The sequence below is a fragment of the Salegentibacter profundi genome (assembly GCF_054121475.1).
Genome location: NZ_JBSYGG010000008.1, coordinates 1 through 26,874, shown reverse-complemented (window position 1 = coordinate 26,874; position 26,874 = coordinate 1). Strand labels below are relative to the sequence as shown.

Annotated in this window: 15 protein-coding genes and 1 CRISPR repeat array; of the genes, 7 read left to right on the top strand and 8 right to left on the bottom strand. The window is 36.6% G+C overall.

Going from position 1 to position 26,874, the window contains the following annotated elements; all coding sequences use genetic code 11:
- The first annotated feature begins 43 nt into the window (after positions 1-43).
- The 7 genes from ACW6NC_RS11035 to ACW6NC_RS11005 all read left to right on the top strand — a co-directional run bounded on the left by ACW6NC_RS11035 (position 44) and on the right by ACW6NC_RS11005 (position 11,390).
- Positions 44-2,509, top strand: a complete 2,466-nt coding sequence (locus ACW6NC_RS11035) for a hypothetical protein (protein WP_457866043.1) — start codon at positions 44-46, stop codon at positions 2,507-2,509.
- A 35-nt stretch (positions 2,510-2,544) separates the two neighbouring features.
- Positions 2,545-5,595 (top strand): SusC/RagA family TonB-linked outer membrane protein, encoded by a 3,051-nt coding sequence (locus tag ACW6NC_RS11030; protein WP_457866041.1) that lies wholly within the window; start codon positions 2,545-2,547, stop codon positions 5,593-5,595.
- Between the two features lie 28 nt (positions 5,596-5,623).
- Positions 5,624-7,096 carry a RagB/SusD family nutrient uptake outer membrane protein gene (locus tag ACW6NC_RS11025; RefSeq protein WP_457866039.1) on the top strand — a complete coding sequence of 491 codons (1,473 nt, stop codon included), beginning with the start codon at positions 5,624-5,626 and terminating at the stop codon, positions 7,094-7,096.
- A gap of 19 nt (positions 7,097-7,115) precedes the next feature.
- Entirely contained in the window at positions 7,116-8,225 is a 1,110-nt protein-coding gene (locus tag ACW6NC_RS11020; protein WP_457866036.1) for a glycoside hydrolase family 130 protein, read from the top strand.
- Positions 8,226-8,237: 12 nt separating this feature from the next.
- Positions 8,238-9,548: a sugar porter family MFS transporter gene (locus ACW6NC_RS11015; protein ID WP_093411422.1), complete on the top strand. Its 1,311-nt coding sequence runs from the start codon at positions 8,238-8,240 to the stop codon at positions 9,546-9,548.
- Between the two features lie 712 nt (positions 9,549-10,260).
- A complete protein-coding gene (locus tag ACW6NC_RS11010; RefSeq protein WP_457866034.1) occupies positions 10,261-10,536 on the top strand; it encodes a transposase in 276 nt (91 codons plus the stop codon).
- Entirely contained in the window at positions 10,533-11,390 is an 858-nt protein-coding gene (locus ACW6NC_RS11005; RefSeq protein ID WP_457866224.1) for an IS3 family transposase, read from the top strand. The genes ACW6NC_RS11010 and ACW6NC_RS11005 overlap by 4 nt, the downstream gene beginning before the upstream one ends.
- A 120-nt stretch (positions 11,391-11,510) precedes the next feature.
- A CRISPR array of direct repeats spans positions 11,511-16,525; the repeat unit is 37 nt; unit sequence GTTTCAATCCTAGTTTCTTAATGGAATGGTCTGGAAT.
- Positions 16,526-16,718: 193 nt separating this feature from the next.
- On the opposite strand, the gene cas4 is transcribed toward ACW6NC_RS11005, so the two are convergent.
- The 8 genes from cas4 to ACW6NC_RS10965 are packed head-to-tail and all read right to left on the bottom strand — an operon-like array spanning position 16,719 to position 25,564.
- Positions 16,719-17,294, bottom strand: a complete 576-nt coding sequence (gene cas4, locus ACW6NC_RS11000) for a CRISPR-associated protein Cas4 (protein ID WP_457866031.1) — start codon at positions 17,292-17,294, stop codon at positions 16,719-16,721.
- Positions 17,294-17,584 carry a CRISPR-associated endonuclease Cas2 gene (gene cas2 / locus ACW6NC_RS10995; protein ID WP_457866029.1) on the bottom strand — a complete coding sequence of 97 codons (291 nt, stop codon included), beginning with the start codon at positions 17,582-17,584 and terminating at the stop codon, positions 17,294-17,296. The genes cas4 and cas2 overlap by 1 nt, the downstream gene beginning before the upstream one ends.
- Positions 17,585-17,594: 10 nt before the next feature.
- Entirely contained in the window at positions 17,595-18,587 is a 993-nt protein-coding gene (cas1, locus tag ACW6NC_RS10990) for a CRISPR-associated endonuclease Cas1 (RefSeq protein ID WP_457866028.1), read from the bottom strand.
- A complete protein-coding gene (locus tag ACW6NC_RS10985; protein ID WP_457866027.1) occupies positions 18,588-19,274 on the bottom strand; it encodes a CRISPR-associated endonuclease Cas6 in 687 nt (228 codons plus the stop codon).
- Positions 19,275-19,305: 31 nt separating this feature from the next.
- On the bottom strand, positions 19,306-21,732 hold the full coding sequence (gene cas3, locus ACW6NC_RS10980) for a CRISPR-associated helicase Cas3' (RefSeq protein WP_457866026.1): 2,427 nt from the start codon (positions 21,730-21,732) through the stop codon (positions 19,306-19,308).
- Entirely contained in the window at positions 21,729-22,529 is an 801-nt protein-coding gene (gene cas5 / locus ACW6NC_RS10975) for a CRISPR-associated protein Cas5 (protein WP_457866025.1), read from the bottom strand. Before cas5 ends, cas3 begins: the two co-directional genes overlap by 4 nt.
- Positions 22,530-22,556: 27 nt before the next feature.
- Entirely contained in the window at positions 22,557-23,570 is a 1,014-nt protein-coding gene (cas7b, locus tag ACW6NC_RS10970) for a type I-B CRISPR-associated protein Cas7/Csh2 (protein WP_457866023.1), read from the bottom strand.
- A 20-nt stretch (positions 23,571-23,590) separates the two neighbouring features.
- Entirely contained in the window at positions 23,591-25,564 is a 1,974-nt protein-coding gene (locus ACW6NC_RS10965; RefSeq protein WP_457866021.1) for a TM1802 family CRISPR-associated protein, read from the bottom strand.
- Between the last annotated feature and the right edge of the window lie 1,310 nt (positions 25,565-26,874).

The following is a 26,874-nucleotide window of genomic DNA, read 5'->3' as shown; positions in this document are numbered from 1 at the left end:
AAACGTTTTACTAAACCGTTTTCGGCTAGTTTAATTATATTTTATGCGATTAGAAACACTGCTTTTAGGCTTTTGCTTGTTAATTTTATCCAATATTAGTTATACCCAGGATTTAGGTTTGGAAATTCAGGGAGATAAAGAAACCGGATACTTTGTTCAAATTTTAAATGGGGCGGATGAGTTAACGGCGAATCAAGGAGAATTCAATTTACAACTCTCTAACTTAGATAGAAGTGTCAGTTATAAAATTGTGAACTGGAGAGGGGTTTCTTATGAAAAAACGGAGAAGGGGTATATTTTGGAGAAAACCCAATATCTCAAAGACTTTGATTCAAATTTGTATTCGGAAGTGGAATATGAAAAAGTAAGTCCATCCCTGGTCAAAAAAACTTTAAGAATTAGCCAAAATTCCATTCCTAATTTCTACTATTCTGTAGATTTTACTAATGTGCCTGCCTTTACGCCCAAGAAATATGTGAGTTATGAATATGAGAATTTTGAAGGAGGAATGGTTCATGAATTATATCCTTCAGCAGGTTTTATTACTAATGAGGATGATGTGGTGGGGTTTCTAACAGGCCCGGGGTACAAAAACAATTTTACCCGAACCACAAGGAGACGTTTTTCAGGTCGAGGTGGAGGAATGGTGGGAATGCGCATATTGCCAGATGCAAAATTACTTTCAACTGCAACCCCAAAAGAGCAGGATAACGGGAAACATTATATCAAATACACATATGGAGAAGCTCTAAATTTAGACCATGGTGAAAGCTCAGAGTTGCAAATTCCGGAGTTGTTTTCTAAGGCCGGAAATTTAAAATTAAAGCAAAATGATTCCCTTATTGAAATGTCTTTTCCTAAAGGTGATAAAGCTGGAATAGAATTTCTGTCCGGAATGGAACCTCAGAAAATTTACAGCATTTCGTTTTCTGCAAAAGGGGACATGCCTTTGGCCCTGAAACTAAATGAATATAAAAAGGGGATTGAAGGACCTGAACTGGAACACGGTATAAAATATATCGACGGATTCCCATTGGAAAAAGATAGCTGGCAGGAATTTGAGGCGAGTGTCATGGTGCCTTATACAGAAGCGGAAGACATTAAGATGTTTATTGGCAGGACCAATGGGTTAAGTGGCTCTCTTAATATTAAAAATCTAAAAATTCTGAAACATAAACCTTGCCGTCTGGATTATAATAGGCTGTCAATGGGGGATACTATTGAAAAAGTTACGTATGTTTTTATGAAGCCCTGGAAGGATCAGAAGGATTTCAAGGTGTCTTCACAGGTTAAGCTGGCTGAAGGTATGGGGTTTGAAGGTAGTACCGAAGCAGAAAAAATGCTTTATGCTAATTTTCAAATGATGACCTGGATAACTTCAGTAGATGATGAAAAACCTTTTAATGTGCCTAATTTGAATTATTCTCCAGATATGTACAACAGGGATTCTTTTTGGTCTGTAATCTCTACTTACAATAAAGACCTTAATGTTTCTATCTGGAATCAATGGGCGGCCACACAAACTCCGGAGGGTGCAATAGGAACTATTATCACTCCGTATATGGGATCGGTTGAGGCCAAAGATAATGAAGCAACTATAGAGTGGTTGGTTTGGGGGTTGTTGAATAAAAGAAGATTCGGCGTTGAATTGCCTAAAGAGAAAATCCAACTTGCAGCCGATTATATATTGAATGAATTTGATGAAAACAGAGATGGGAAGTGTGCTTCACATTTTTCTATGAGCCAGGTTGACGTGATGGAATACCATCCTAAAACAGAACGAATGGCTGCAAATCAAGGAATGTTTGCTGTTGCACTAAAAACCATTCAGGCTCTGGGGTTAGAAATAGAAGAGGATTATGTAGAGAAAGCGGAGCAGGAGTATCGGAATTTTTATGATGAAGAAAGAAAACATTTACTTTTTGATACAGATTACCCAGACCTTATAAGTGTAACTGACCTGGTACCTGAATTTTTATCACTATGGGTTTTTGAAGAACCTATCCTCACGAATGAAATGGTTCAAAACCATCTGGATCAGATTCCGGCGTTAAACAAAGTTGAAAATTCCTTATACCCCGAAATTGGAACTACGGCTCCAATTATAGTGAGGTTAACCGATGATGAGAAAGGGTATACCTATATGGATGAAGACTATCAGCCATTTGGGGATTTTGGAGTGAACAATTATGGAAATAACAGCAGAGATGGGTTTTACTATAATGGGGGTAGCTGGCTTAGAGCCGAATATACCGCTTATGCTGTAGGATATTGGCACGGATGGGAGCCCGCAAAAAAACGAATGGAGAATCGATTATGGGCAGAGAAAAACCTGAATCCAAATTGGCCCTATAGCAAGGAATTTATTCCAACAAAATGGGAGTCGTACGATGAATGGTGGCCGTCCACCCGAGGTCTTAGCTGGAATGTTTTCATTTTAATGGCCAATGAATTTGTGGGGGATAGAACACCGGAAATGGATCCGGATTTTAATAAGAGAAATAAATAAATACTAACATACTAGAATACTAATTTAAATGAAAAATGATGAAAAAAAATAGTTTAATTTTTAGCCTGGTGCTAATACTGGCAAGTGTAAGCTGGGGGGCTACTTTTGCTCAAACGGTGACCGGAGTTGTAACTGCTGGAGACGTACCCATTCCCGGAGTTTCGGTTGTGGAAAAGGGGACCAACAATGGTGTGGTAACCGATTTTGATGGTAATTACAGTATTGATCTGGATGAACCTGATGCGGTTTTAGTTTTTTCCTATGTTGGATTTAAGACACAGGAGATAAGTGTTGAAGGAAGGGGGCAAATTGATGTATTCCTTGAAGATGAGGTTTCGCAATTGGATGAACTGGTTGTGGTAGGTTATAAGTCTCAAAAAGGCAGGACAATTTCTGGGGCACTTACTTCGGTTAATGTAAATAATCTTGAGTCCAGAAGGGTTCCTGAAGTTACTCAGGCACTTCAAGGCCAGGTTGCCGGTGTAAATATCACCCAGAGCACCGGTGCTCCAGGGGATGAAGTTGAAGTAAGGATTCGAGGGAATGGTACTATTGGAAATAATAACCCACTTTATGTAATTGATGGGATCCCATCCAGGGAAATATCTTTCCTTAATCCTTCGGATATTAAATCTATGACTGTATTAAAAGATGCTTCTGCAGCTTCTATTTATGGTTCCAGAGCAGCAGGAGGTGTAATTGTTATTGAAACTAAAAACGGTGGAGACCGTAAAGGAATCCAGGCAAATTACTATACCGGTTTTCAAAAGGTAACGAATCTTCCAAATATGCTGAATGCTGAGCAATATATGCAAACAGTAGAGCGTGCCTGGGATAATGCTGGTTATGAAGGAGAAAATCCTTATACAGAAGATTTTAACAGAAGTGATTTTGCTGATGTAGATTATCTTGATGAACTATTTGAATTAGGTCGCACCCATAGTGCGCAAGTTACCGCATCAGGAGGAAATGAGAATACTAATTATTTCTTGTCTGGAGGATATTTTGGGCAAGATGGACCAGTTGTATATGATAATGACCAATATAAAAGAATAAATTTCCGATCTAATGTTGAATCAAATGTAACTGATAGATTAAGAGTTGGAGCTAACCTTCAGGCGTCATATGAATATAAGGACAGGATTTCATCCAGTGGAGATGCCCCCGGAATTATAAGACATGCATTTTTGCGCCCTCCGATAATACCTGTGAAAAAAGATCCTTCTGATCCTACCTATTCTGAGGAAGATCCGTTTACCGATTTGCCTTTCTACCAGGGCCCTGATAATTTCGAAAGCAATAAATATGAATATTCTCAAAACCCGATAGCATTAGCATATTTCACAGATGATGCGGCGAGAACTTTTAAAACTTTCGGGAATCTTTTTGCCGAATATAGCTTTCTTGATGATAAATCCCTGACATTCAGGACTAATTTTGGGGCAGATATTAACTTTATCCATAATAAAGCCTTTGGTGCAAATTTTGGGGATGATGATGGTGGAGGTGCCTCTCGGGATCAAGGATTAGGTAGACAGAACAGACCTAATAGTCTAAGCGAAACCAGAGGAGAAGATATAACTCTAACCTGGAATAATAGTCTAAGTTACTCCAAAGAATTTGATGAGCATAGTATAGATGCTTTAGTTGGTACAGAATACATAACTTCCAGATTATCTAATTTAAATGCTTCAAGAACGCGATTTGACTTTACCCAACCAAATTTTCGATATATTGACTTTGGTGATACGGAACAAGACTTATGGAATGGAGGCTTAGCAGAAGAATGGTCATTATTTTCTTTATTTGGAACGGCCACGTATTCTTTTCAGGATAAATACATGGTTACCGCCAACTTAAGAGCAGATGCCTCATCAAGGTTTGCTGAGGAAAATCAATGGGGGTATTTTCCGTCATTCTCTACTGGCTGGATGATATCGGAAGAAGAGTTTACGGAAGACTTAACCTGGTTATCAGAATTAAAATTAAGGGCAAGTTGGGGACAACTTGGAAACCAGGAAATTCCAAATTTTGCTTACTTAACCTTATATAGAAGAGATGCCGATCGGTACCTAATAAGTCGATATGGAAACCCTGATTTGAAATGGGAAACGACCACCCAGACCAATGTTGGTTTGGATTTCGGAATAATCGATAATAGGATATATGGTAGTGTAGATTACTTTAAGAAAGAAACCACAGATATTTTGCTACCTATTTCTCTTCCAAATTTTGTGGGGGATGTATCACCAACCTTCCTTAATGCCGGAGAAGTTAGTAATAGCGGACTTGAATTTGCATTATCCTACAGAAATTATGATAATGAATTCAAATATTCCGTTAGTGGTAACATTGCTACATTGAAGAATGAAGTAAATTCTTTGCATCCTAACTTACCCTATATCAATGGGAGGGTGACCCGCACCCAACCCGGAGAAGCATTGAATTCTTATTATGGGTTTATCCAAGAAGGAATATACCAGAATGAGCAAGAAATAGCTGATCATTTGGACGGTACACCTAATCCACCACAAAAGCCAGGTGATATCAAATTCAAGGATTTGAATGGAGATGGCAGAATCAATGATAATGATAGGGATTTCATTGGGAATCCTAATCCAAAATTGAGTTTTGGGTTGAATGCTGGATTTGATTATAAAGGTTTCGATTTTAGTTTGCTTTTTCAGGGAGTCAGCGGCGTCGACCGATATAATGATTTGAAAAAGATAATTGATTATGATACCCGCCCGTTTAACTTCACAGACAGGGTGCTAGGAAGTTGGGATGGAGAAGGTTCTACAAATACTATTCCCCGGGTAAGCTTCACCGATAATGGGAGCAGCAGGATTTCAGATATTTTTGTAGAGGACGCTTCTTATCTTCGGTTGAAAAATATCGAATTAGGTTATAGCTTAAGTTTACAGGAAGAGATAGGAGTTGAAAGTGTTAGAATTTATACTTCCGGCCAGAATCTCTTTACGATAACGGATTATTCAGGGCTTGACCCCGAATCAACAGATTTAATTGATTTTGGTACTTATCCTCAATCATTGACAGTTTTATTTGGTGTTAATATAACCTTATAATAAAGGTTTGAAATTAAAAAATTATAAAATGAAAAATATAACAAAAACAGTAATTATAGCCCTGAGTGTGATTCTTTGGGGGTGTGAATTAGATGAGGAGCCTATAGGTTTAATAACCAAGGACCAGATTAGTTCTGAGCCTACCGCAAGCACTATTACTTCGAGTGTAAACTCAACCTATCAACTTCTTTCCTCCACTTTAAATATAGTGGGTAATTGGGCATGGGATGATGGCCAGGTAACTAAGAATGATTTCATCTTACAGGATATTGCCGCAGGCGATATGAATAAAAAATGGAATCCTGACGGGGACCAGGCGTGGATGGATGAAATTGCAGCCTTTAATTTCACTTCCATGAACGGTGCATTTAATGGAGCCTGGAGTTACGACTATGAAGGTATTTCAAGAGCTAATCAAGCCATTGCAACCTTAGAAAATACCGAAGTCGTTTCCACGACAAGCTTAACTGAGGAGGAAAAGAATCGTTTATTGGGAGAAGCATATTTCCTTAGAGCCTTTTATTACTTTGATCTAGTTAACCTTTTTGGCGATGTGCCACTGTTAACTGAACCATTAGAGGATTTTGAGGCGGCTTATGAAGTTTCTGAAAGGGCTCCAAAACAGGAGGTTCTAAATTTAATAAGTGATGATCTGGAATCTGCAGCAAATCTTCTGCCAATGGGAAAATACTCAAGTCCTTCAGAACCCTGGAGAGTTTCTTTAGGTGCGGCTAAAGCTATGCAGGCAAAACTAGCACTATACCAAGAGGAATGGAATACTGTGATTAGCCATATTGAGGAATTACAATCCTGGGGCTATTATTCTCTAAATGACCATTACTTTGACGCCTTCGACGTATCCAAGGAATTTCAGGAAGATGAGGTGATTTTTGCTTATGACCACCAGGAACAACAGAATCCCGGAAAAGGTAATGGACTTGCCGCTTTAATGGGATGGGGTTTTGTAGCCCCAACCGATGATTTCAAAGCTGCTTTTGAGGAAGGGGATCCTAGATTGCTTTATACAGTAGAAAGTGATGAACAATCTGTTCATAAATTGCTGGGAACTACAGATGGACGTTATAAAGGGAATGATGATTCCCCGGGCAACAGAGTATATATAAGATATGCCGATGTATTGCTTTGGAAGGCCGAAGCCTTAATTGAAACAGGAGAAGTAGAAGCCGGTCTTGAAATTATTGATCAAATAAGAGTAAGAGCAGAAAACACTCCGGCTTTAGACGGCACCTCAACCAGTCTGGCTAAAGTTTCAGGTGAGGGATATTCTCAAGAAAAGGCTTTAGAGATTTTAAGGCACGAACGTAGACTTGAACTTGGGTTTGAATCACATAGATTTAATGATTTAAGGCGATGGGGTATTGCCGAAGAGGTCTTAACAGAAATGGGGAAAAACTTCCAGGACTACAATTACCTGTATCCAATTCCTCAAGGTGAAATAGATAAAAGTGGTGGGCAAATTGACCAGAACCCGGGTTACTAATTTTTAAAAGGATAATATTATGAATAAAACTTATATAGCAATTTTTGTATCCCTGGTTAGTTTGCTGGGATACAGTCAGGAAAAATTAGAAAAAGAATGGATGATGGGGCCTTTTGAAAGGTTTGAGGATGCCAAACCCATTATACAGAAAGATAGCCTAACCACATTTAAAGATCCTATGACTGACAAAGAGATCAAGTGGGAATCTATGGCAACCTTTAACCCGGCAGCTATAGTTAAGGATGATAAAATTCACGTATTATATAGAGCTGAGGAGAAATTAGGAGAAAAAGAAATTGGGGGTCATACTTCCAGGATTGGACTGGCTGTATCCAGTGATGGAGAAGAATATAAACGAAAGAGTGAACCAATTTTCTATCCAGATGATGATCATCAGAAGGAGTTTGAATGGACAGGTGGTACTGAAGATCCAAGAATTGTAGAAACTGAAGACGGACTTTATGTTCTTACCTATACCCAATGGAATAGAGAATATCCAAGGTTGGCGGTAGCGACTTCAAAAGATCTGAAAAACTGGGAAAAACAAGGACCTATTTTTGAGGAATGGAAGGATGGTAAATATCACAATACCGAAACAAAATCAGGAGCTATTGTTACAGAGCTTAAAGACGATAAACTTGTAGCCGCAAAGATCAATGGAAAATATTGGATGTATTACGGAGTACCCCATATTTGGCTAGCGAGTTCTGATGATTTAATCAACTGGGAGCCTGTAGAAGACTATGCAGGAAATTTAGCACCTGTGTTAAGCCCACGTCCCGGTTATTTTGACTCTTGGTTAGTGGAAGCAGGACCACCACCGGTATTAACAGAAGATGGAATCGTAGTAATGTATAATGCCGGGAACTCTCAAAATATTGGAGTTGAAGATTTAGGTAATAGAATATACACTGGGGGTCAGGCTTTGTATGATGCCGATGAGCCCTGGAAACTTCTTGATCGATCGGAAGAGCCTTTTATCCAACCTGAATTGCCTTTTGAGAAATCAGGACAATATGAAGATGGAACAACTTTTATAGAAGGTTTAGTGTACTTTGAGGATGAGTGGTATCTATATTATGGTACCGCCGATAGTATGGTAGGCGTGGTAAAAACGGATAACGACTAGATAAAATCTTATATGGGTTTAACTAAAAAACTTCTAACCGGGGCCATTGTTTCGAGTTTAGGAGGACTGTTATTCGGATTTGATACTGCAGTAATATCGGGAGCGGAACAAGGTCTAAAAAGTTTTTTCGACCTTGATCCTGTCGCCCATGGATTTACAAATTCAATAGCCTTAATAGGAACCATTATTGGAGCTATTTTTGCTTTTTGGCCGGCACAGAAATTAGGTAGAAAAAAATCGCTGTTATTTATAGGTTTCTTATTTGGATTGTCTGCTATTGGGTGTGCCCTAACCAGCAATTGGGAGTTATTTTTATTATACCGATTTTTAGGAGGGCTGGGAGTTGGTGCATCCTCCGTTATTGCTCCTATGTACATCTCTGAAATTTCTCCCGCTACTCATCGGGGTCGATTGGTTGGTTTGTTTCAATTTAGTATTGTATTTGGAATATTATTAGCTTTCATATCCAACTACTTTTTAAAGATTGAAATTGAAAATGAAGCCTGGAGATGGATGTTAGGTGTTGAGGCAGTCCCTGCATTAATATTCTTTCTTCTTACCTTTTTTATTCCTAAAAGTCCACGGTGGATGATAATCAAAGGTAATGATAAAGAAGGGCTTAGTATTTTAAAGCAGTTAGGGGATCTAAAGGCTAATGAGACCTATGACAGCATCAAAAACTCCTTAAAGCAAAATGTGAAAAAGGATAAATTATTTCAGAGTAAATACTTTAAACCTTTACTTTTAGTCTTTTTAATGGCCACTTTTAACCAGTTTTCTGGTATTAATGCCATAATGTATTATGCTCCGAGGATTTTTGAAATGTCTGGAATCGCCGAAGATAGTGCCTTTCTTCAAGCAGCATCTGTAGGGTTTGTAAATATGGTGTTTACAATAATAGCAATGAGCCTCATTGATAAGATAGGAAGGAAAAAGCTTATGATCTGGGGAACATTAGGGATGATCATCAGTTTGATTTTTAGTGCTTTTTATTTAAATGAGTCAGAAATTGGATCTGGTCTACTAATAGTACCCATTTTAATTTTTATTGCAAGTTTTGCTTTTTCACAAGGTGCGGTTATCTGGGTTTTTATTTCGGAAATTTTTCCTAATCGGGTAAGAGCTTCAGGACAATCCTTTGGAACTTTCATTCACTGGTTCTGGGCAGCTATTCTTACATGGTTGTTTCCAGTAGTAGCTGAACTGCCAAATGGAGGCACGTATGCCTTTGGTTTTTTTGCGTTAGCTATGATATTCCAATTACTTTTCGTTTTTAAATTATTTCCAGAAACTAAAGGAAAGACATTGGAAGAAAATGTTTAGTGTTAATTTGTTTTTGATTAAAAGCCCGGTATTTACCGGGCTTTTTGTTTAATTCGGTTACCATGGGAACTTTAGTTAAGAATTCCCATTAAGTATCCTAAACTGAAACAGGCTATAAGTCTTATAATCCGGGTGAGGGTACTGAGATTTTGTTTTTGAAGTTTTGAGGTGGTGAGTTGTTGGTGTTGAAGAGCGTTGTTACTCTTTAAAAGTTCAATTTGAGGTCTTTGGTTTGATTGGTTTTTTCCAGCCTTTTTACGAGTGAAGTTAAAATGGCTAACTCCAGAGCTGTAATCTGTGCGTTGACTTCCAAACGGGATTTTTCCTCGAGGTCCAGGGACGTTCCTCCCGGCGGTATCATAGTCAGTAGGGTCTTGTATTAAGTGAAGAACAATTCCAGGATTTCGAGAGATTCTGTGAACAAATTGCTACCCGTGAACCCGGGATAAGGTACCTTGTAATGGGCTGTGGGGTACCATTATGTAGAACTACTGGCTGAAGCACCGAAAGCCCTTACAGATCTTCTCGCAGGTAAAAAGTTGCGTGAATTAAATTGTAGTCTTAATTATAAGTAAAGCGTGGGGAAATTCCAGAAATATCTTAGGTTCCAAAAAATTGCTTGAAAAGGCTAATTGCTTTCCCATTTTTTGATCATTCCCCAAAAATTAGGACAGTAAGTTAAGTTCAAAAATAACTTTAATTTTACTGTATTATGACACGAAGAAAATTTACCTCAAAGTTTAAAACGAAAGTAGTTCTTGAAGCCTTGAAGGAGCGTCAAACTATCAAGGAACTAGCACAAAAATTTGAGATCACCCCACAGCAGATCAATACCTGGAAACGCGATTTCCTAAAGGAAGCCGATACGGTTTTTTCAAAAGGTGAAAAATCAAAAAAATCAGAGGAAGAGGAAAAGAAAGACCAGCTTCTTAAAGTAATTGGGGAACTTAAAGTGGAAAATGATTTTTTAAAAAACGCCTTGCGATAAAACCTTTAAAGGAGCGTAGAACAATGATAAGCAAGGGTCATTCAAAACTTAGCCTCCAGCAGCAATGTAAACTATTGCAAATCCACCGTAGCGGGCTTTATTATAAACCTCGAGGAGAAAGTAAACTCAATCTGGAACTTATGCGTTTAATGGATGAACATTATACCCATCACCCGTTTAAGGGTGCCAAACGGATGCATACCTGGCTTACCCTGGACAAAGGATATCAGGTCAACAAAAAACGTATTGAGCGCCTCTACTCTAGGGTGATGGGTCTCCAAGCGATTATGCCGGGGAAACATACTTCCAGACGTCACAAAGAACATAAGGTTTATCCTTATTTATTGAGGAACCTCACTGTAGATCGTCCCAATCAGGTTTGGGCAATCGACATTACCTATATTCCTATGCGGAAAGGTTTTATGTATTTGGTAGCCATTATTGACCTCCATAGCCGCTTTGTGCTAAACTGGTCAGTCTCCAATTCAATGGATGCCCATTGGTGCAAGGAAACTGTCGAAGAAGCCATCGCACTTCACGGTAAACCGGAGATCCTCAATACGGATCAGGGAAGTCAATTTACCTCAGAAATTTTTACTCATAGCATCCTCTCTAAGAATATCAAACTAAGTATGGACGGTAAAGGAAGGGCTATAGATAATGTTTTTATAGAACGGCTCTGGAGAAGTGTGAAATATGAAAACATTTATCTCAATCCACCGGAATCTGGAGTAGGTTTATACCGACAACTGAGTAACTATTTTGATTTTTACAACCATCGAAGAAGACATCAGGGAATAGAAAACGAAATACCCATCAACCGATATTTAAAACAGGAAAGAAAAGCCGCATAATAAATGAAAAATAGAACTTAATTTAGCAGCTAAGCTGTACTAACAAATGGGGGTACTTCATTTCTTAATGGAATGGTCTGGAATATTCGTAAGGGTTCTGCTATACCCAAAAGCTTCATCGTTTCAATCCTAGTTTCTTAATGGAATGGTCTGGAATCAAGGCAACGGAAATACCGAAGCACTTTTTATCGCATGTTTCAATCCTAGTTTCTTAATGGAATGGTCTGGAATTTAAACCTGCGTTTATCCCGGCTTTGCGATTAGGGAGTTTCAATCCTAGTTTCTTAATGGAATGGTCTGGAATCAAGATACGTGCTTTTGCGATCGAAAACAATGTGACGTTTCAATCCTAGTTTCTTAATGGAATGGTCTGGAATGCTTGATGCGGGATGAGTTGCGTGTTGGCAACGAACGTTTCAATCCTAGTTTCTTAATGGAATGGTCTGGAATACAGGAAGCGGAATAGATCCACCGGTAAGTCCGGTGTTTCAATCCTAGTTTCTTAATGGAATGGTCTGGAATAAAGCATAGGAATTAGCGATGGCATTCACGGCGCAAGTTTCAATCCTAGTTTCTTAATGGAATGGTCTGGAATACTCTAGGGGCCTGGTCGTGGATTAACTTCCCACCGGTTTCAATCCTAGTTTCTTAATGGAATGGTCTGGAATCCGCAAAAAAGAACAGGAATTTGATTAGGGTTGCGTGTTTCAATCCTAGTTTCTTAATGGAATGGTCTGGAATAACCTCTGTTAAAAGTAAATATCCTTGTTGCTTTATGTTTCAATCCTAGTTTCTTAATGGAATGGTCTGGAATCGGAACCAAAGATATGGACGTTAAAGACGTATTCAAGTTTCAATCCTAGTTTCTTAATGGAATGGTCTGGAATCTTACCTCGTTTTAGCCACGCATAACTGATGTTCTCGGTTTCAATCCTAGTTTCTTAATGGAATGGTCTGGAATACATTGCAGGAGCCTGAAAAGTTTAAGCGGAAGCGAGTTTCAATCCTAGTTTCTTAATGGAATGGTCTGGAATGTTGTCAAACAGAAAATCTTGAATTTCATCTCTTTGTTTCAATCCTAGTTTCTTAATGGAATGGTCTGGAATCCGGCTTCAGATCGTTCTTCCCTCCTGGTGAATGGTGTTTCAATCCTAGTTTCTTAATGGAATGGTCTGGAATGATATCTATATTTCTCCGGCTATTGAGAATCACCTGGGTTTCAATCCTAGTTTCTTAATGGAATGGTCTGGAATAGATCACGCCCTTGCTGGTGAGGCAGTTCAGGGACTTGTTTCAATCCTAGTTTCTTAATGGAATGGTCTGGAATGATCTCTCCAGGCTTGCACCCGGTCAACGTTCTGGCTGTTTCAATCCTAGTTTCTTAATGGAATGGTCTGGAATGTTTCCATCGGTTAAGGCAGAGTTTTTTACTTCCCCGTTTCAATCCTAGTTTCTTAATGGAATGGTCTGGAATATTCCACAATTTGCCGCCAGTCTTTAGGCTCAAATTGTTTCAATCCTAGTTTCTTAATGGAATGGTCTGGAATCCATCGTGAAAATTTTGTTTTCGGTTTTCATATCTCGTTTCAATCCTAGTTTCTTAATGGAATGGTCTGGAATTCTCCATTGGTTTAACTCTCCAGTTTCAACCAGCTTGTTTCAATCCTAGTTTCTTAATGGAATGGTCTGGAATTCGTTAGCAGAATTCTAACCGGTGCCGGGAATTCTTTGTTTCAATCCTAGTTTCTTAATGGAATGGTCTGGAATTTTCCCTAACTGAAATACCATACTGCCGTTCTTCATGTTTCAATCCTAGTTTCTTAATGGAATGGTCTGGAATCCGGTGGGTTAATGGTATTGGCTACAAACTGAAGGTTGTTTCAATCCTAGTTTCTTAATGGAATGGTCTGGAATAATGCGCTTTGATCCCGATATCCTTATCAATGGTACGTTTCAATCCTAGTTTCTTAATGGAATGGTCTGGAATGTTGCAGCAATTGATCAGAGATGGTTTCAGTAAAGAGTTTCAATCCTAGTTTCTTAATGGAATGGTCTGGAATCGGGCTTTCTTCGTTTTTAGCCACTAATTCTCTGAGTGTTTCAATCCTAGTTTCTTAATGGAATGGTCTGGAATGATCTTACCGGTTTTAATCATCACCGATTCCGGCAGGTTTCAATCCTAGTTTCTTAATGGAATGGTCTGGAATACCAGCAACTTGATCGGTGTAATCTTTGGCTTCCTGGTTTCAATCCTAGTTTCTTAATGGAATGGTCTGGAATTTTTCTTAACGCGGCCAGAGTTTATACTTATCCGTTCGTTTCAATCCTAGTTTCTTAATGGAATGGTCTGGAATACACAGTAAATAATTTTACGCCAGGCATTGAAGTTGTTTCAATCCTAGTTTCTTAATGGAATGGTCTGGAATAAAAGCCTTACCGAAGGCGCCGAGATCGTGGAGGCGGGTTTCAATCCTAGTTTCTTAATGGAATGGTCTGGAATCGTGCGATATCTTCTATCCCGCTGGCATAGGTCTCGAGTTTCAATCCTAGTTTCTTAATGGAATGGTCTGGAATAATGTCTCCGGACCTTGAGGCTGCACTTCAGAATACGTTTCAATCCTAGTTTCTTAATGGAATGGTCTGGAATTAGCAAGAGTAGTTGTTGAAGTTGAAGGCGAACCCGAGTTTCAATCCTAGTTTCTTAATGGAATGGTCTGGAATGGTGTTTATAGAAATGACCCTTCAGTCGTTATTTTGAGTTTCAATCCTAGTTTCTTAATGGAATGGTCTGGAATGGGGAGCAATTCACCACTCGCTTACTGGCCGTGATCCGTTTCAATCCTAGTTTCTTAATGGAATGGTCTGGAATAGGACTATGGCACGAACACAACAGGCCAGACCGGGAGTTTCAATCCTAGTTTCTTAATGGAATGGTCTGGAATATGAATACCGCAGTACAGCAAATATTGAGACCGTAGTTTCAATCCTAGTTTCTTAATGGAATGGTCTGGAATAGAAATAACAGTTAACCCTCAATTACAATAATGGCGTTTCAATCCTAGTTTCTTAATGGAATGGTCTGGAATACAGGAATGAGTGTAGTGCTCAATATGACCAAAGGTGGTTTCAATCCTAGTTTCTTAATGGAATGGTCTGGAATATCAATATGATGATGAGACTTATGATCATCCGGGCCTGTTTCAATCCTAGTTTCTTAATGGAATGGTCTGGAATAAAACTTTCATTCCGGTGAAAACAGGAGCTTCCTCAGGTTTCAATCCTAGTTTCTTAATGGAATGGTCTGGAATCTGGTATGCATCTTTGAGATATCTGCGACCTTGTCTGTTTCAATCCTAGTTTCTTAATGGAATGGTCTGGAATACTCATACCGGTATCGTTGGAGGTTTTGGTTCTGGGTTTCAATCCTAGTTTCTTAATGGAATGGTCTGGAATAGTGGTGCCCTCTATCGTACTGCCTGTATTATCGGGTTTCAATCCTAGTTTCTTAATGGAATGGTCTGGAATATAATTTCTTTTGATTTAACTCTAACCCCTTCAGCAAGTTTCAATCCTAGTTTCTTAATGGAATGGTCTGGAATGAGATTTCCCGAGAATTTATTTTAATAATGTTGGTGAGTTTCAATCCTAGTTTCTTAATGGAATGGTCTGGAATTATGTCTGAACGTATCAGCAAGACCGTAGACAACGAGTTTCAATCCTAGTTTCTTAATGGAATGGTCTGGAATTGGAATCTGTAGAATATAAGTCTAGTTTTCCATCGTGTTTCAATCCTAGTTTCTTAATGGAATGGTCTGGAATGGTCACGCATGGCGTTCTTTGGAAGAGCAAAAGCGATGTTTCAATCCTAGTTTCTTAATGGAATGGTCTGGAATAATCTCAGGAGTATTGTCTTTAATTCTGATTCCGGCGTTTCAATCCTAGTTTCTTAATGGAATGGTCTGGAATTTACTTGACGGTTCCTTTATTCTGTCACAATTATCTGTTTCAATCCTAGTTTCTTAATGGAATGGTCTGGAATAGAGAGCCGGATCAGTTAGATACAATTACAACGGCATGTTTCAATCCTAGTTTCTTAATGGAATGGTCTGGAATTATCCATTAGATAACCACTTGCACCGGCTTTATTGCGTTTCAATCCTAGTTTCTTAATGGAATGGTCTGGAATAAGTCATTGGTATTAGTAGAGGAAACCGAATATATTGGTTTCAATCCTAGTTTCTTAATGGAATGGTCTGGAATGATCAAGGTAAAAGTAGAACAACCACAATTAAAATAGTTTCAATCCTAGTTTCTTAATGGAATGGTCTGGAATAAGTTTATGTTCCTCTATTATTTCCTTTACTGTGATGTTTCAATCCTAGTTTCTTAATGGAATGGTCTGGAATTTTTAGCCGGTTACGGCCACGGTGTAGACCCACAAGAGTTTCAATCCTAGTTTCTTAATGGAATGGTCTGGAATCCGCAATGACCACTTCAGCCAATAGATCCATTCCTTGTTTCAATCCTAGTTTCTTAATGGAATGGTCTGGAATTCTGAGTTTGCGCCCGTCATCTTCGCCTGAATACTCGTTTCAATCCTAGTTTCTTAATGGAATGGTCTGGAATTTCTTATTACGTCAATTGCTTTCATAGGGATAATATGTTTCAATCCTAGTTTCTTAATGGAATGGTCTGGAATGCTGTTAAATGATTATCTGCCACTTTAGGACATTGAGTTTCAATCCTAGTTTCTTAATGGAATGGTCTGGAATACAAAGATTAGCCCTTTTTGCCCTGGAAACCCCAGGTTTCAATCCTAGTTTCTTAATGGAATGGTCTGGAATACGGAAAATTTGATACATAATACTTGTATATGTCAGTTTCAATCCTAGTTTCTTAATGGAATGGTCTGGAATTTAATACCGGGAAAGAGTTTTATAGTTTTAGGATTTTGTTTCAATCCTAGTTTCTTAATGGAATGGTCTGGAATGAACGTTGTAGGAAACATTATTAACGAAATAGAAGCGTTTCAATCCTAGTTTCTTAATGGAATGGTCTGGAATTCTGATACATAAGGCAGCCAGTTTTCATCTATTCTGTTTCAATCCTAGTTTCTTAATGGAATGGTCTGGAATCCGATTGGTTGCCCAGAACCTTTAATCATATACTCTCTGGCAATTTCTTCAACTTTTAAAATTTGCTTTTTCAATATGTCAAAGAACCTAAAAACCATATATTTCAAGTGGTTTCCGTATTCGCCTTTTCCCGTTATAACTGCCATAAACCTAAAAAATAAGTTGTTCAAAAATAAATTTATACACGGAACGCCTATTTAATACAAATGTTCCTGTAGGTACAATTTACACATCTTTTCTTAAATTTAGTGGCTTTTGGGAACTTGTTTTCTTCAATAATTTCAAGCATTTTTTCCATACTGGTTTTGATTTCCAGTTTCGTTTCCGCAGGAATAGAAACTTCAACCAGTTTATGTTTGCTACGCGTATATACCAAAAATCCCTTCTCCACCTTTGTATTAAAAGTTTCTTCAATTAACACCGCATAACAATAGAGTTGCTGTTTATAGGTATCATAAACCTTATCTTTCCAAAGGGCAAATTTATAATCGAGTGGGGCATAAGTACCATTAGTTAGTTGTAAGACTTCATCTACTTTTCCACGCAATCCATCAATTCCCAAGTATTGATCGGTCCATTTATTATTTACCCCAATTTTTTTGCGCAAATATTCCTTATTTCGTTCTAATTTCTCATTATGTATTTCACGTCCACGATTGACTTTATAGAATTTATCTTCGTACTGCGGAATTCGAAGCACATATTCAAAATACGTAAAGCGTGGGCAATACAGGTATTCAATTATTTGTGAAGGATAAAAACTTTGCATCAGAAAAATAATGCTTTTACTTCATCGGTAACCAGTTTTTCATCAAATGCCTGGCCCATCATCGTACATTCATTTAGTTGTTCTTTATTCATCCTGAAAATATAAATCTTATCGGTATCTTCATTGATCACCTTTTCAATTTGCAGTTCCAGGCTATCTTTTTCATTTGAGTTTAAGGTTCCTAAAAAACAGGAATATTGTACACGATATAAACCTGCGTGCTTGCAAGCTTTGGAAACAAAGTTTCTTGAGCTGTCATTTTTAATATCATATAAAACCCAGATGATCATAAATTTATTTTTATTCAATTAAACTATTGGCAAATCGATGCGTTTCCAACTGCACCGCATTTAATCGAGTTTGCAACCTACCTTTGTATCGTATTTTCTCACTATCGAGATATTCAAGATATGGCGCCACAAAAAATGCTTTTCCCTCTTCATTAAGTGAATAACCACCGGTAAATTCTGAAAAATAATTCTTGTTGATTTTCTTTCCTGTAAATAGCCTGAATACAAACCTATCGGCATAAATACGATAGGGTTCTATAAAGTCGAAAACCAGGCTTTTGGAATTATAATCGTCCCGGTGCATAAAACCCACAAAAGGATCTAAACCGGCGAGCATTAATGCCTTTTCTATACGACTGTATAAAATACCATAGGCATAATTAAGCATAGCATTAAATTCATCTTGAGCCGGGCGAAAACTTCTGCCTTTAAACGCAAAAGCCTCTGGAATACAGGTAGAAAGGGCTTCAAAATAATGCCTTCCGGCAGAACCTTCCCAGCCTCTAAAGGATTCGGCTACTTCATTGATTTCTTTAGCCTCGCTTTCTAAAATTTTTCTTCGAAACTCTAAAATAGCCCTGATTTTAGTATCCAGGAACTCATGTAAACTTGAACGGTGTTTTTTGAGATCTTGTAAGAAATCGGACTGGTTTTCCAATTTAATCCCCAGCCATAGTTTAATCCATGTTACAGCCGTGGGGTCTAGAGAAGCTTTTAATTGTTCTTTTCTTATTTTAGTGGTACTTCCCAGTTTACTATGCCAGAAACGCCCCATGGGGTGCCCGTCATTTTCTACAATTACAATATCGATATTATGTTTTAAAGCCAGAGCAATGGCATCGGTACTAAGTGCAGCGCCTTTGCTCATTATAAAAGAGGTGATTTTATGTGCAGCAATATGGTTTACTTTTACCGGTTGTGATTTATCTTCCCGAATTTTAATCTGGAACATATCATCCTTTACGTGTACATAAGCACCATAAGTATTGATGAAGATTTGCATTTAAATTCGTTTTATAGTGCCAAATCCCCGGGAAACAGCTTTACCCAATCCTATTTCATCTGGAAGCAAGGCATTTACAATAAAACTTCCCGAAAAGGCAATCATTTTGTTTTCTTTAAACTGCGTGCTTTTTTCTTCTACAGTCACTTTTGCCATTAAACGTTCACTGGAATTTAATTCCACCCCGGTATTTCTAAAAAAGCTTAAAATATGTCCTACTAAAATGGCATTCAACATATCCTGTTTTTCTACTTCGCTTTCCAATTTATGATATTTGGCATAATTGGTTTGGTTCAGCCCCATCCACAAAGTAGAAAATTGATATTCTTGCAGGCTATTGCTATATCCTGTTTTTTCGTTTGTAAGGGCTATATTTTTAGTGTTGATGCTAAATTTTTGCTCATTAATATTCAGTTCTTTAATTTTTAAAAATAAGCTTGGCAGTAATTCAGCTCCTTCTTCAATACCAATTAGGGTGGGTACGTTATTGATTACTTTATATTGAATACTGGGGTATTTATACCTAAACCGGCCGTCTTCGTAATGGTTGTGTAGCATTGGAGAGTGCTCTTTAAATAAGTTTCCAAAATAGCCCCGAAGTTTATGGGCATCCCTGGTTTGCAATTTAATTTCTGGGAATTTAATACGACATATTTGTAATTCCTGAATTGTTGAAGATGTTGTCATTTTTTTCCTTGTTTTAGTGGAGTTGGGTTTATTAAAAAGTATATGCGTTATTTTCTTTTATATAATCTCGATTATAACCAGTTTTTGTGCTATATCTAGATCCTATTTCACTTTTCGGTACTAGCAAAATGGATTCTTCATATTCATTTACCGTTTCTAAACCTTCACAAAAATATATTGGAACGGAAATTATATGTTGCTGAAATTTCAACTTCCAATCTTTATTATATTCCTCCTTGCTAATCTCATTTGTTATCTTTTGTAGATATTTTTGTAAGATTTCTGAAGAAAAATCATCTATTTCTATATAAACAGCGGCATATCTGTCTGACTCTTCAATTATGCGAAATGCGGAAACTGGTAATAACTTTTTATCGTCAGCATCGTACTTTAAAGTCTGCATTGAATTAAAATAAGCGCGTGCATCAGAGAAGGAGCTTTTTTCTGAAATCCCATCGAAGTATTCGGTTATTAATTTTAAATATTCTCTTTCATTAAAATGATTTTGCCGTTCCAGTGATTTTTTTGCCTGAATATAGGTTAAGCGACCATAAACCATTGTTGTTGCTATTGTATCGAAATCAACAATATATAGTGGTGAATGCGGTTTATCAGGGTTATTATTTCTGTTAATCCTTCCGGCTACCTGAATAATAGAATCAATAGGGCCAATATCCCGAAAACCCATGTCGAAATCCAAATCCACACCGGCTTCAACAACTTGTGTGGCAACTAAAATGGGAGCTTTGTGTGCTTGAATATCGTCCTTTATCTCTTGAATACGTTGAAGTCGATGGGCAGGAATGATATTGGTTGATAAATAAAAGATGGGATTTTCAAAATCATTTTCATCCAAATAGCTTTGAATAGCATCGAATATTTCAATAGAACGTTTAACTGTATTGCAAACAATCAAACAAGATTTATTTGAACTCCATTTATCCTCAAACACAGATGAAACAAATTCTTGTGTTCTGTTTTCTTTTTCTTCCTTTAAATCATTTAAAAGCGGATGAATTGAGGTTCGTTGGAAAAGTGCGAAAACCTCTTCATAATTGATCAATAATTCTTTTGGCAAAATACTTTCTCCCTGCTCTTTTAAAATTTCTTGTTGTGCGAGTTCAAATATTTTGGGTCGTGTAGCCGTCATTAAAATGATGCGTGATTTTAAAAACTTTGATAGATAAAATAAAGCAGCGCCCAATAGCGGCATTTGATCCAGACGAAGCGTTTGTACTTCATCCAAAATTATTATAGCATTTGCGAAATGATTGAATTTCTTTAGCAGTTTATTCCGGTTCCCAATTAAGGTTTCAAAAAACTGCACAAAAGAGGTGATCACCACATCGGCTTGCCAGGTGTCCAATGCCATCAGTTTTTGATCGTATCCTTGTTCAGCACCATCAATATTTTCCTTTTGATCGCTTTTGCCGAAAACATCGGCATATTGATAATGTCCTAATATATTGATGTTTTGTTCCCCTAGTACTTTATTATATTCACTTAGCGCCTGCTCAATGATATTGATAAATGGCAGAGCATAAATAATCCTGGATTCTACCCCAGAATTTTCTTTGATTTTATCTTTGAGTTTCAATGAGAAATCAAGTGCAGTCATTGTTTTTCCAATTCCCGTGGGAGCGGTGAGCGTGAAAATATAGTGTTCTAGAATGTCAGTTTGGTCCAGATTGGAAATGACAATCGCCCGACAGTAATTTCTTAATTCGTTATTATTTAAAATTTCCAAATTTTTATTTAGACGATTCGGCTTTCCAAAACGATCATCAACAGAAGATGGTTTTATGGATTTTAATTTATAAGGTATAGTATCCGAAGCATCTAGCTTATCACCTTCTATCAACAATGAAAATAAATAGTTGATCAGATAGTAATCTTGAATAGAGGCATATTTTTTGCCCCAATATTTGAAACCTTTACGCAGTTTTTTTTCTTCTGAGTAAAAAACCAAATCCTGAAGTTTATGGATACCAAAATCTCTCTCAATTGGGGAAAAATTCAGCATCAAATCCTCTCTTTGTTTTTCTATTATTCTCTCCAAATCATCCCCTAATTTTGAAGAAACTTCAAGTATATCTATAAGCGGACTGTGGTGTAGAAAAATTATATAGAGTGCTAATAGAGCCTTTTTCTGCTCCTTTTCCTCTAAATAGTTATATGCCACAAAACCTCCCAATCTAGCGTGTTGCTTTAACTTAAAATCTATAGGTTTTTGATTTAAAACATAATTTTGAAAATAAGAAGTGTACTTACCCAAATCGTGAAAATCAACAACGATTTCCAGTACTTCCTTTAACTCCTCATTGCTGTAACCTAAGGACAAGTTTTCAGCTAAATGAAAAAGGGCTTTATTTTTTACCCCATTAGTATGAATATGCAACTCTTTAGAGCCGTAGGTTGTTCCATCCTTATCTATTTTGCTATGAGAGAAATAAATCATTCGTCCACAAATTGAATGTTCAGTTCGCTGGTTTTACTTTTTAACACATAATAAAATGTATTCAGCTTAATCCTCAAAGGATGTGGAGTAATTGAAAACAGCAAGCGGTTCATCTTACGCACTTCCCGATTTCCGTTAGCTATAAAATCTCCCGGAAGCATATCTTCTTCTACAAAATTGTAATTTTCATATTCCTCTTTGTCAAACCTCAAAACTTCCACCATATCAACAGGTATTGCAGAATGTATATCTACATAATCATTCTGTTTTTTGATTTCAATCTCATTGTGCTTATAAATTTGAATATTCGAAAGCCTTGCCGTAAAATTTGCTGTTCCCAAGGTGATATTGTAAACTGGTTCCTTTATTAGTAGATGAGTTTTAATAGAGTCATAAACCGATTTACCAGAATCGCTCGCTTTTATAAAAACCTGATAAGAAACGTTACCTTTTGCCAGATCCCAAGCCGTAATAACCTCAAATGGTGTTTGGATCCTGCCACCTTCTCCACGAAAATCTGAAGACCAGCTTTTTGCCATATCTCCCGAACTTTTGATGCTTAAAAAATTGAGCCGATGAAAACTTTTCTTTAATGGGTTGAGGACCCGAATTCCAAACTGGATGTTTTCGGAAGCCAAATCCTCGTAATACGAATCTTTTGGCCATCCCATTGCGGCGGCAACAATTCCCATTAAGGTAGTTCGTGGTGGAATAGAAAAACTAAAGGCGGAATTATTGGCGTAATACTTTCTAAAATGCGCCATTTTACCACTAATTTCAAAACTTAATATCTCCATAACAGTAGGTTTAAAATGAAACTTCTGTTATAGTGAAAAATCAAAATCGGCAGAGGTTTTTACAATTACGTCCTTGATTTTATTTTCCCCGTTTTTATCATCGGAAATCAATTTTTTTAATGTACTTAAATCAATTGATAAATCTTTAAATTTCCGCACTTGCTTATCGGTTATCCCTTCTTTAGGTTCGGTTTCTACAAAATTCCGGAGATCACCAAATTGTCCGTTAGAAACCCCCTCTTTATAAACAATTTCTATATATAGTTTTGGATACTGGTTCAATTTAGATCTTGTGGGGGATGCGGGAATGCTTTCCCAAATCGCCTTTCTAAATTCAGTTACATCTTCATCGGTTAAACCTGTTGTTTTTGCAGCCGGGGCGTTAATTGTTCCATTAAAACCCAATAAACTATAATGTACCCGGTAGTCTTTACCGAACGTACTGCTATCATCATTCATAATAGTAACAATTGAACTCGAATCAATCAGTTCTACTTTATTAAATGAATAACCCCAATTTAATTGAATAGGTCCGGTATAAGCTTTAGTAAATCCGCCTACGGCAAAAGCACTACCAAACATTCTAATATCAATAAATTTTTCTCTAACTAAATAAGCCAAAAGCTCATAGTTTACTTCCTTCTGCTTGAATTTCTTGTCGGTAATAGCTTTCCAAACGCTTTCTGCATCTTTTTCTTTAGCAATAATATCGGTATATACTTTTAGTGCTTCGGGATTATTTTCAAAGGCTTTTTCTAGTTCCCCTTCATTCTCCACAGTTCTTTTCACTACTGCTTTCAGCTTACTATCTACGCTCACCTTAGATTCACCTTCCATATCGACAAAGACAACTTCATCTTCATTACTCGCTTTTAGATAATCCCTAATAAACCGCTTAACTCGGGTATCGGTTACGAGATTAGTTTTTGTGTCGTAATCCATTCTAGGCTTGTTTTCCTGATCTGGATCACCATTAGGATTGCATTGAATAGCTTCATAAACGAATAGAAAATCAGATGAATTGGTAATACTTTGCTTCATAATATTTTATTTTGATTGATTTAAATAGTTTCTTGGGTTTCCTTTTCAGCAAGTTCTTCGTTATCTTTGACACCTACTCCAAATGAGTAACCGGTTAATAGGAAAAAGACAGCTTCCTGAGGACTCATTTTCCAGTCGTTAAAATTGAAATGTTTACCAAATTCATTGTCTGTAAAAACAACCTTTCCAATAGAATTATACTGCTTTGCCTTTTCAATTAAAGAAATACGAAGCCGCTGAATATCCTCTTTGTCCATTCCATTGAAATTGACTTTCTGAATAACCGTTTTTGTTTTCCCTTTTTGAATGTATTCCACAGCATTTAGCATTCTGCCCAAATAGAACATTGCCTTTTGTTCCTGATTTAAAGACATCTTAGAAAAGAATTCTTGAATTGCCTGTTCGTATTTATTTTCCGATTTTTCTTCGGTTGGATTAAGTGAAGTTTCTTCCATATCGATTAGGTTTAGTTTTTTAAGGAATTGAAAAAAAGCATGGTATTTGAAAACGCTTTCACGAACAGCTAAAGAAAAATAGTCTTTTGGACTTTTTTGCACATTAGTGTAGCTACCATACCGTTCAAAATAATGACATAAGATAAGCTCTACAAAATAGTCATATAGAATAGTTTTATTTACCTTCCTGTTTTCGAGGATGGTTTTAAAAAGTTCCAATGCTTTATTCTTCTTTTCCTTATCCTTACGTAATGGAATTATTTTGAAAATAGAATTAAAGTTGAAATTTCTAGGCAAGCGTTCTTTAAAATCATAATCATATTGCGTCATCACTTTATCCCAATCTACGAAACTTGCCTCTCGAAATTCCCAATTGATATCATTAAAAACATTTAGTAGTTTACTAAAATGAAAATTACTTACATCTTTAATAACTTCAGTTGATTTAAAGAAATTACCATCCGATTCGAAAGCAACGAAATTTAACCAGAAAATTTCATTATCTATTTCATCTTGAACATCTTTAGAGAATTTATCTAATCGATTAATATTAAATAAGATATCAGATTTTTTATGAATGCCATTTAAAGCCATTTCTAAATCTATGTCAGATTTATTTTGAAATTGTGGAATAATTACATGGTCTAAATTTGCTATTCTTACTTTGTATCCGTGATTCAGTAAATAATCAGATGCATAATCTAGCTTTTCTTGGTTTTCGCTGCTTACCTGGTAATTAATGGGAAAATTCTTCTTACTAAAAACTGAAGCATAATTCTTAGTTTCGGTCACAAACATTTTGTTTAGACTGTAACGGCTTGTAAGATTTAATTCTTCTACACTTTCTTCCATCTCACCACTGGCGTAACAAAGTTTTTGCTTTGTAGTTCTGGTACTTTTATTATTTGAATCTCCAAAAAAGGAATATTTTAAAAAGGCTTTGTATTCAGGAATTTCAGAAAATAAAATTGGCTTGCTGAAACCAAATTCTTTTGCTTTAATTTGAACGGTTGCAAAAACAATATTTTCGTTTTTCCCTAATTCAAAGCTTTCATTAATTTTACGAACATCAACCAATCCTTTTGATGAATGCACCGTCATCTGAAGAAATTTATCTTTTAACGCAAAAATCTGAGACAATAAATCCTGTAAATTTTCTGTTAATAATTTTAGACTGGTCTTTTTAAAGGATTCAACTAGTTCCCCATTCTCAGTATCTGATCCTTCCTTTCCAAAAAACGTTTTATATATCTGATTGATTTTTTTGGCAGGAACCGAGGTGTATATTGCTTTGTTATTACCCCCTTTTATTTTTAACGGAAAAGTATTTTTAATTTTTTCTTCATCATATTCCCTTAAATTTTCTTCGCTAATAATGACCACTTTTGCATCTAGGTCAAAAATAATAGGAAGCGTATAATTTATAATGGGATTGCCATATCTGTCTTCCCATTCTGCTTTTGGATAATCAAGAAAACGGTCCCATTCGCTTTTACCCTGACTTTGCCATTCACCTATTTTTAGTAATGTTTGAAGCATAAATTTTGTTAATTCCGTTAGTTAGAGACTTCTAAGGTTTACAACCTTTGAAAATCAATTATTTAAATGATATATAAATAGGATTATTCCGTTGAGAAAATATTTAAAGCGGCCTTAACAGGGCGCTTTTATTTTTTGGAATAGTAGGGTAGGCCAAAATATATTAACATAATTACTAAAAATAATTATAAACTCCTACAAAAAATAAGGAAAAACCCGTAGTTAAATAAATGGGGGACTTTTGTAAGCTTCCTCTAATTAGAACTGCTTGGTTATCTAAAAATATCATTTTTCATTCTTCTGGCACTACGGCCAAAAGAATGAAATTTGGCGTATTCTACGAGGGTGCAATTTCAACTAATGCGTAACTGACTCATCATCAGTTTCTTTTATGCTTTTGCTTATTCCAATTATTAAATTTCTATACCCAAGGTCAATATCGTTTAATTTTTCTTTTGAGTTTTTGTCAATATTACAAATGTCATATATAAATAAGCAGGTTAAATAAATTGCTAATCGAGTTATTGGGTCGGTGTAATCTTTTGAAATAACTTTTCCTCTAATTCTTTTAAACTCTTCGATAGCTGGAAAGTTAGAATGAGTGTGAATTGATGAATGTTTGTAGGTGTTTATAAAAGCCCTAGTTCTACAACAATGTTTAACTAATCCAATTATTTGCAAAACTTTTACTTTGTTTTCCTCAATTAAAAATTTCCAATTTGATTTTCTTTTCTTTGGATCAAAAATTTTAGTAAAATGATTTTTTGGTATTTTCGCTAAAAATTCGGAGGCCTCAATTTCTTTAATTGTCGTTGAAATCTCATTTTCCTTTTCCTCAAGAATTTTTCTACGTTTCGAAAGTCCGTTAGGTCGATTTCATATTTTTTTCTTGTTAGAGTCCGTCTAGTTTCCATAATAGAAACCGGAAATGTTTTTCGCTATTGGTTTTTGGTTCTGCAAAAATGTGATTGAACGCAACATAAGTTTCAATGAGAGTTCGAATTGTTGTATTGACTGTAAACAAATCATATCCATTCATTCTCCTTTGTTCTCCAGATTTTTTATGTTCAATTATTCCACTTGATAAATGAAAAAAAGATGATGAATGAATTGCAAATTTATCAATTGGATATCTCGGTTCGAATTGTGCCAGTGATTTCGGTCGGTTAGTGCCAGGCATTTCGGTTCAAATTGTGCCACTTTTGGCTGTTAGTTGAACCTATACCGGTTCGATTTGTGCCACTTTGAAAGATCAAGTAACTCATACCTTGTCGCTTAAAAACAAGCGATATGGCCAATACACTTGATCC

What these genes read in the sequence shown, in the direction of transcription:
- ACW6NC_RS11035 (WP_457866043.1), top strand. Translation starts at nt 44, where the DNA reads ATGCGATTAGAAACACTGCTTTTAGGCTTTTGCTTGTTAATTTTATCC.
- cas7b (WP_457866023.1), bottom strand. Translation starts at nt 23,570, where the DNA reads ATGAAGCAAAGTATTACCAATTCATCTGATTTTCTATTCGTTTATGAA.
- ACW6NC_RS10985 (WP_457866027.1), bottom strand. Translation starts at nt 19,274, where the DNA reads ATGACAACATCTTCAACAATTCAGGAATTACAAATATGTCGTATTAAA.
- ACW6NC_RS11025 (WP_457866039.1), top strand. Translation starts at nt 5,624, where the DNA reads ATGAAAAATATAACAAAAACAGTAATTATAGCCCTGAGTGTGATTCTT.
- cas5 (WP_457866025.1), bottom strand. Translation starts at nt 22,529, where the DNA reads ATGGAGATATTAAGTTTTGAAATTAGTGGTAAAATGGCGCATTTTAGA.
- cas3 (WP_457866026.1), bottom strand. Translation starts at nt 21,732, where the DNA reads ATGATTTATTTCTCTCATAGCAAAATAGATAAGGATGGAACAACCTAC.
- ACW6NC_RS10965 (WP_457866021.1), bottom strand. Translation starts at nt 25,564, where the DNA reads ATGCTTCAAACATTACTAAAAATAGGTGAATGGCAAAGTCAGGGTAAA.
- cas1 (WP_457866028.1), bottom strand. Translation starts at nt 18,587, where the DNA reads ATGCAAATCTTCATCAATACTTATGGTGCTTATGTACACGTAAAGGAT.
- ACW6NC_RS11030 (WP_457866041.1), top strand. Translation starts at nt 2,545, where the DNA reads ATGATGAAAAAAAATAGTTTAATTTTTAGCCTGGTGCTAATACTGGCA.
- cas4 (WP_457866031.1), bottom strand. Translation starts at nt 17,294, where the DNA reads ATGCAAAGTTTTTATCCTTCACAAATAATTGAATACCTGTATTGCCCA.
- cas2 (WP_457866029.1), bottom strand. Translation starts at nt 17,584, where the DNA reads ATGATCATCTGGGTTTTATATGATATTAAAAATGACAGCTCAAGAAAC.
- ACW6NC_RS11020 (WP_457866036.1), top strand. Translation starts at nt 7,116, where the DNA reads ATGAATAAAACTTATATAGCAATTTTTGTATCCCTGGTTAGTTTGCTG.
- ACW6NC_RS11010 (WP_457866034.1), top strand. Translation starts at nt 10,261, where the DNA reads ATGACACGAAGAAAATTTACCTCAAAGTTTAAAACGAAAGTAGTTCTT.
- ACW6NC_RS11015 (WP_093411422.1), top strand. Translation starts at nt 8,238, where the DNA reads ATGGGTTTAACTAAAAAACTTCTAACCGGGGCCATTGTTTCGAGTTTA.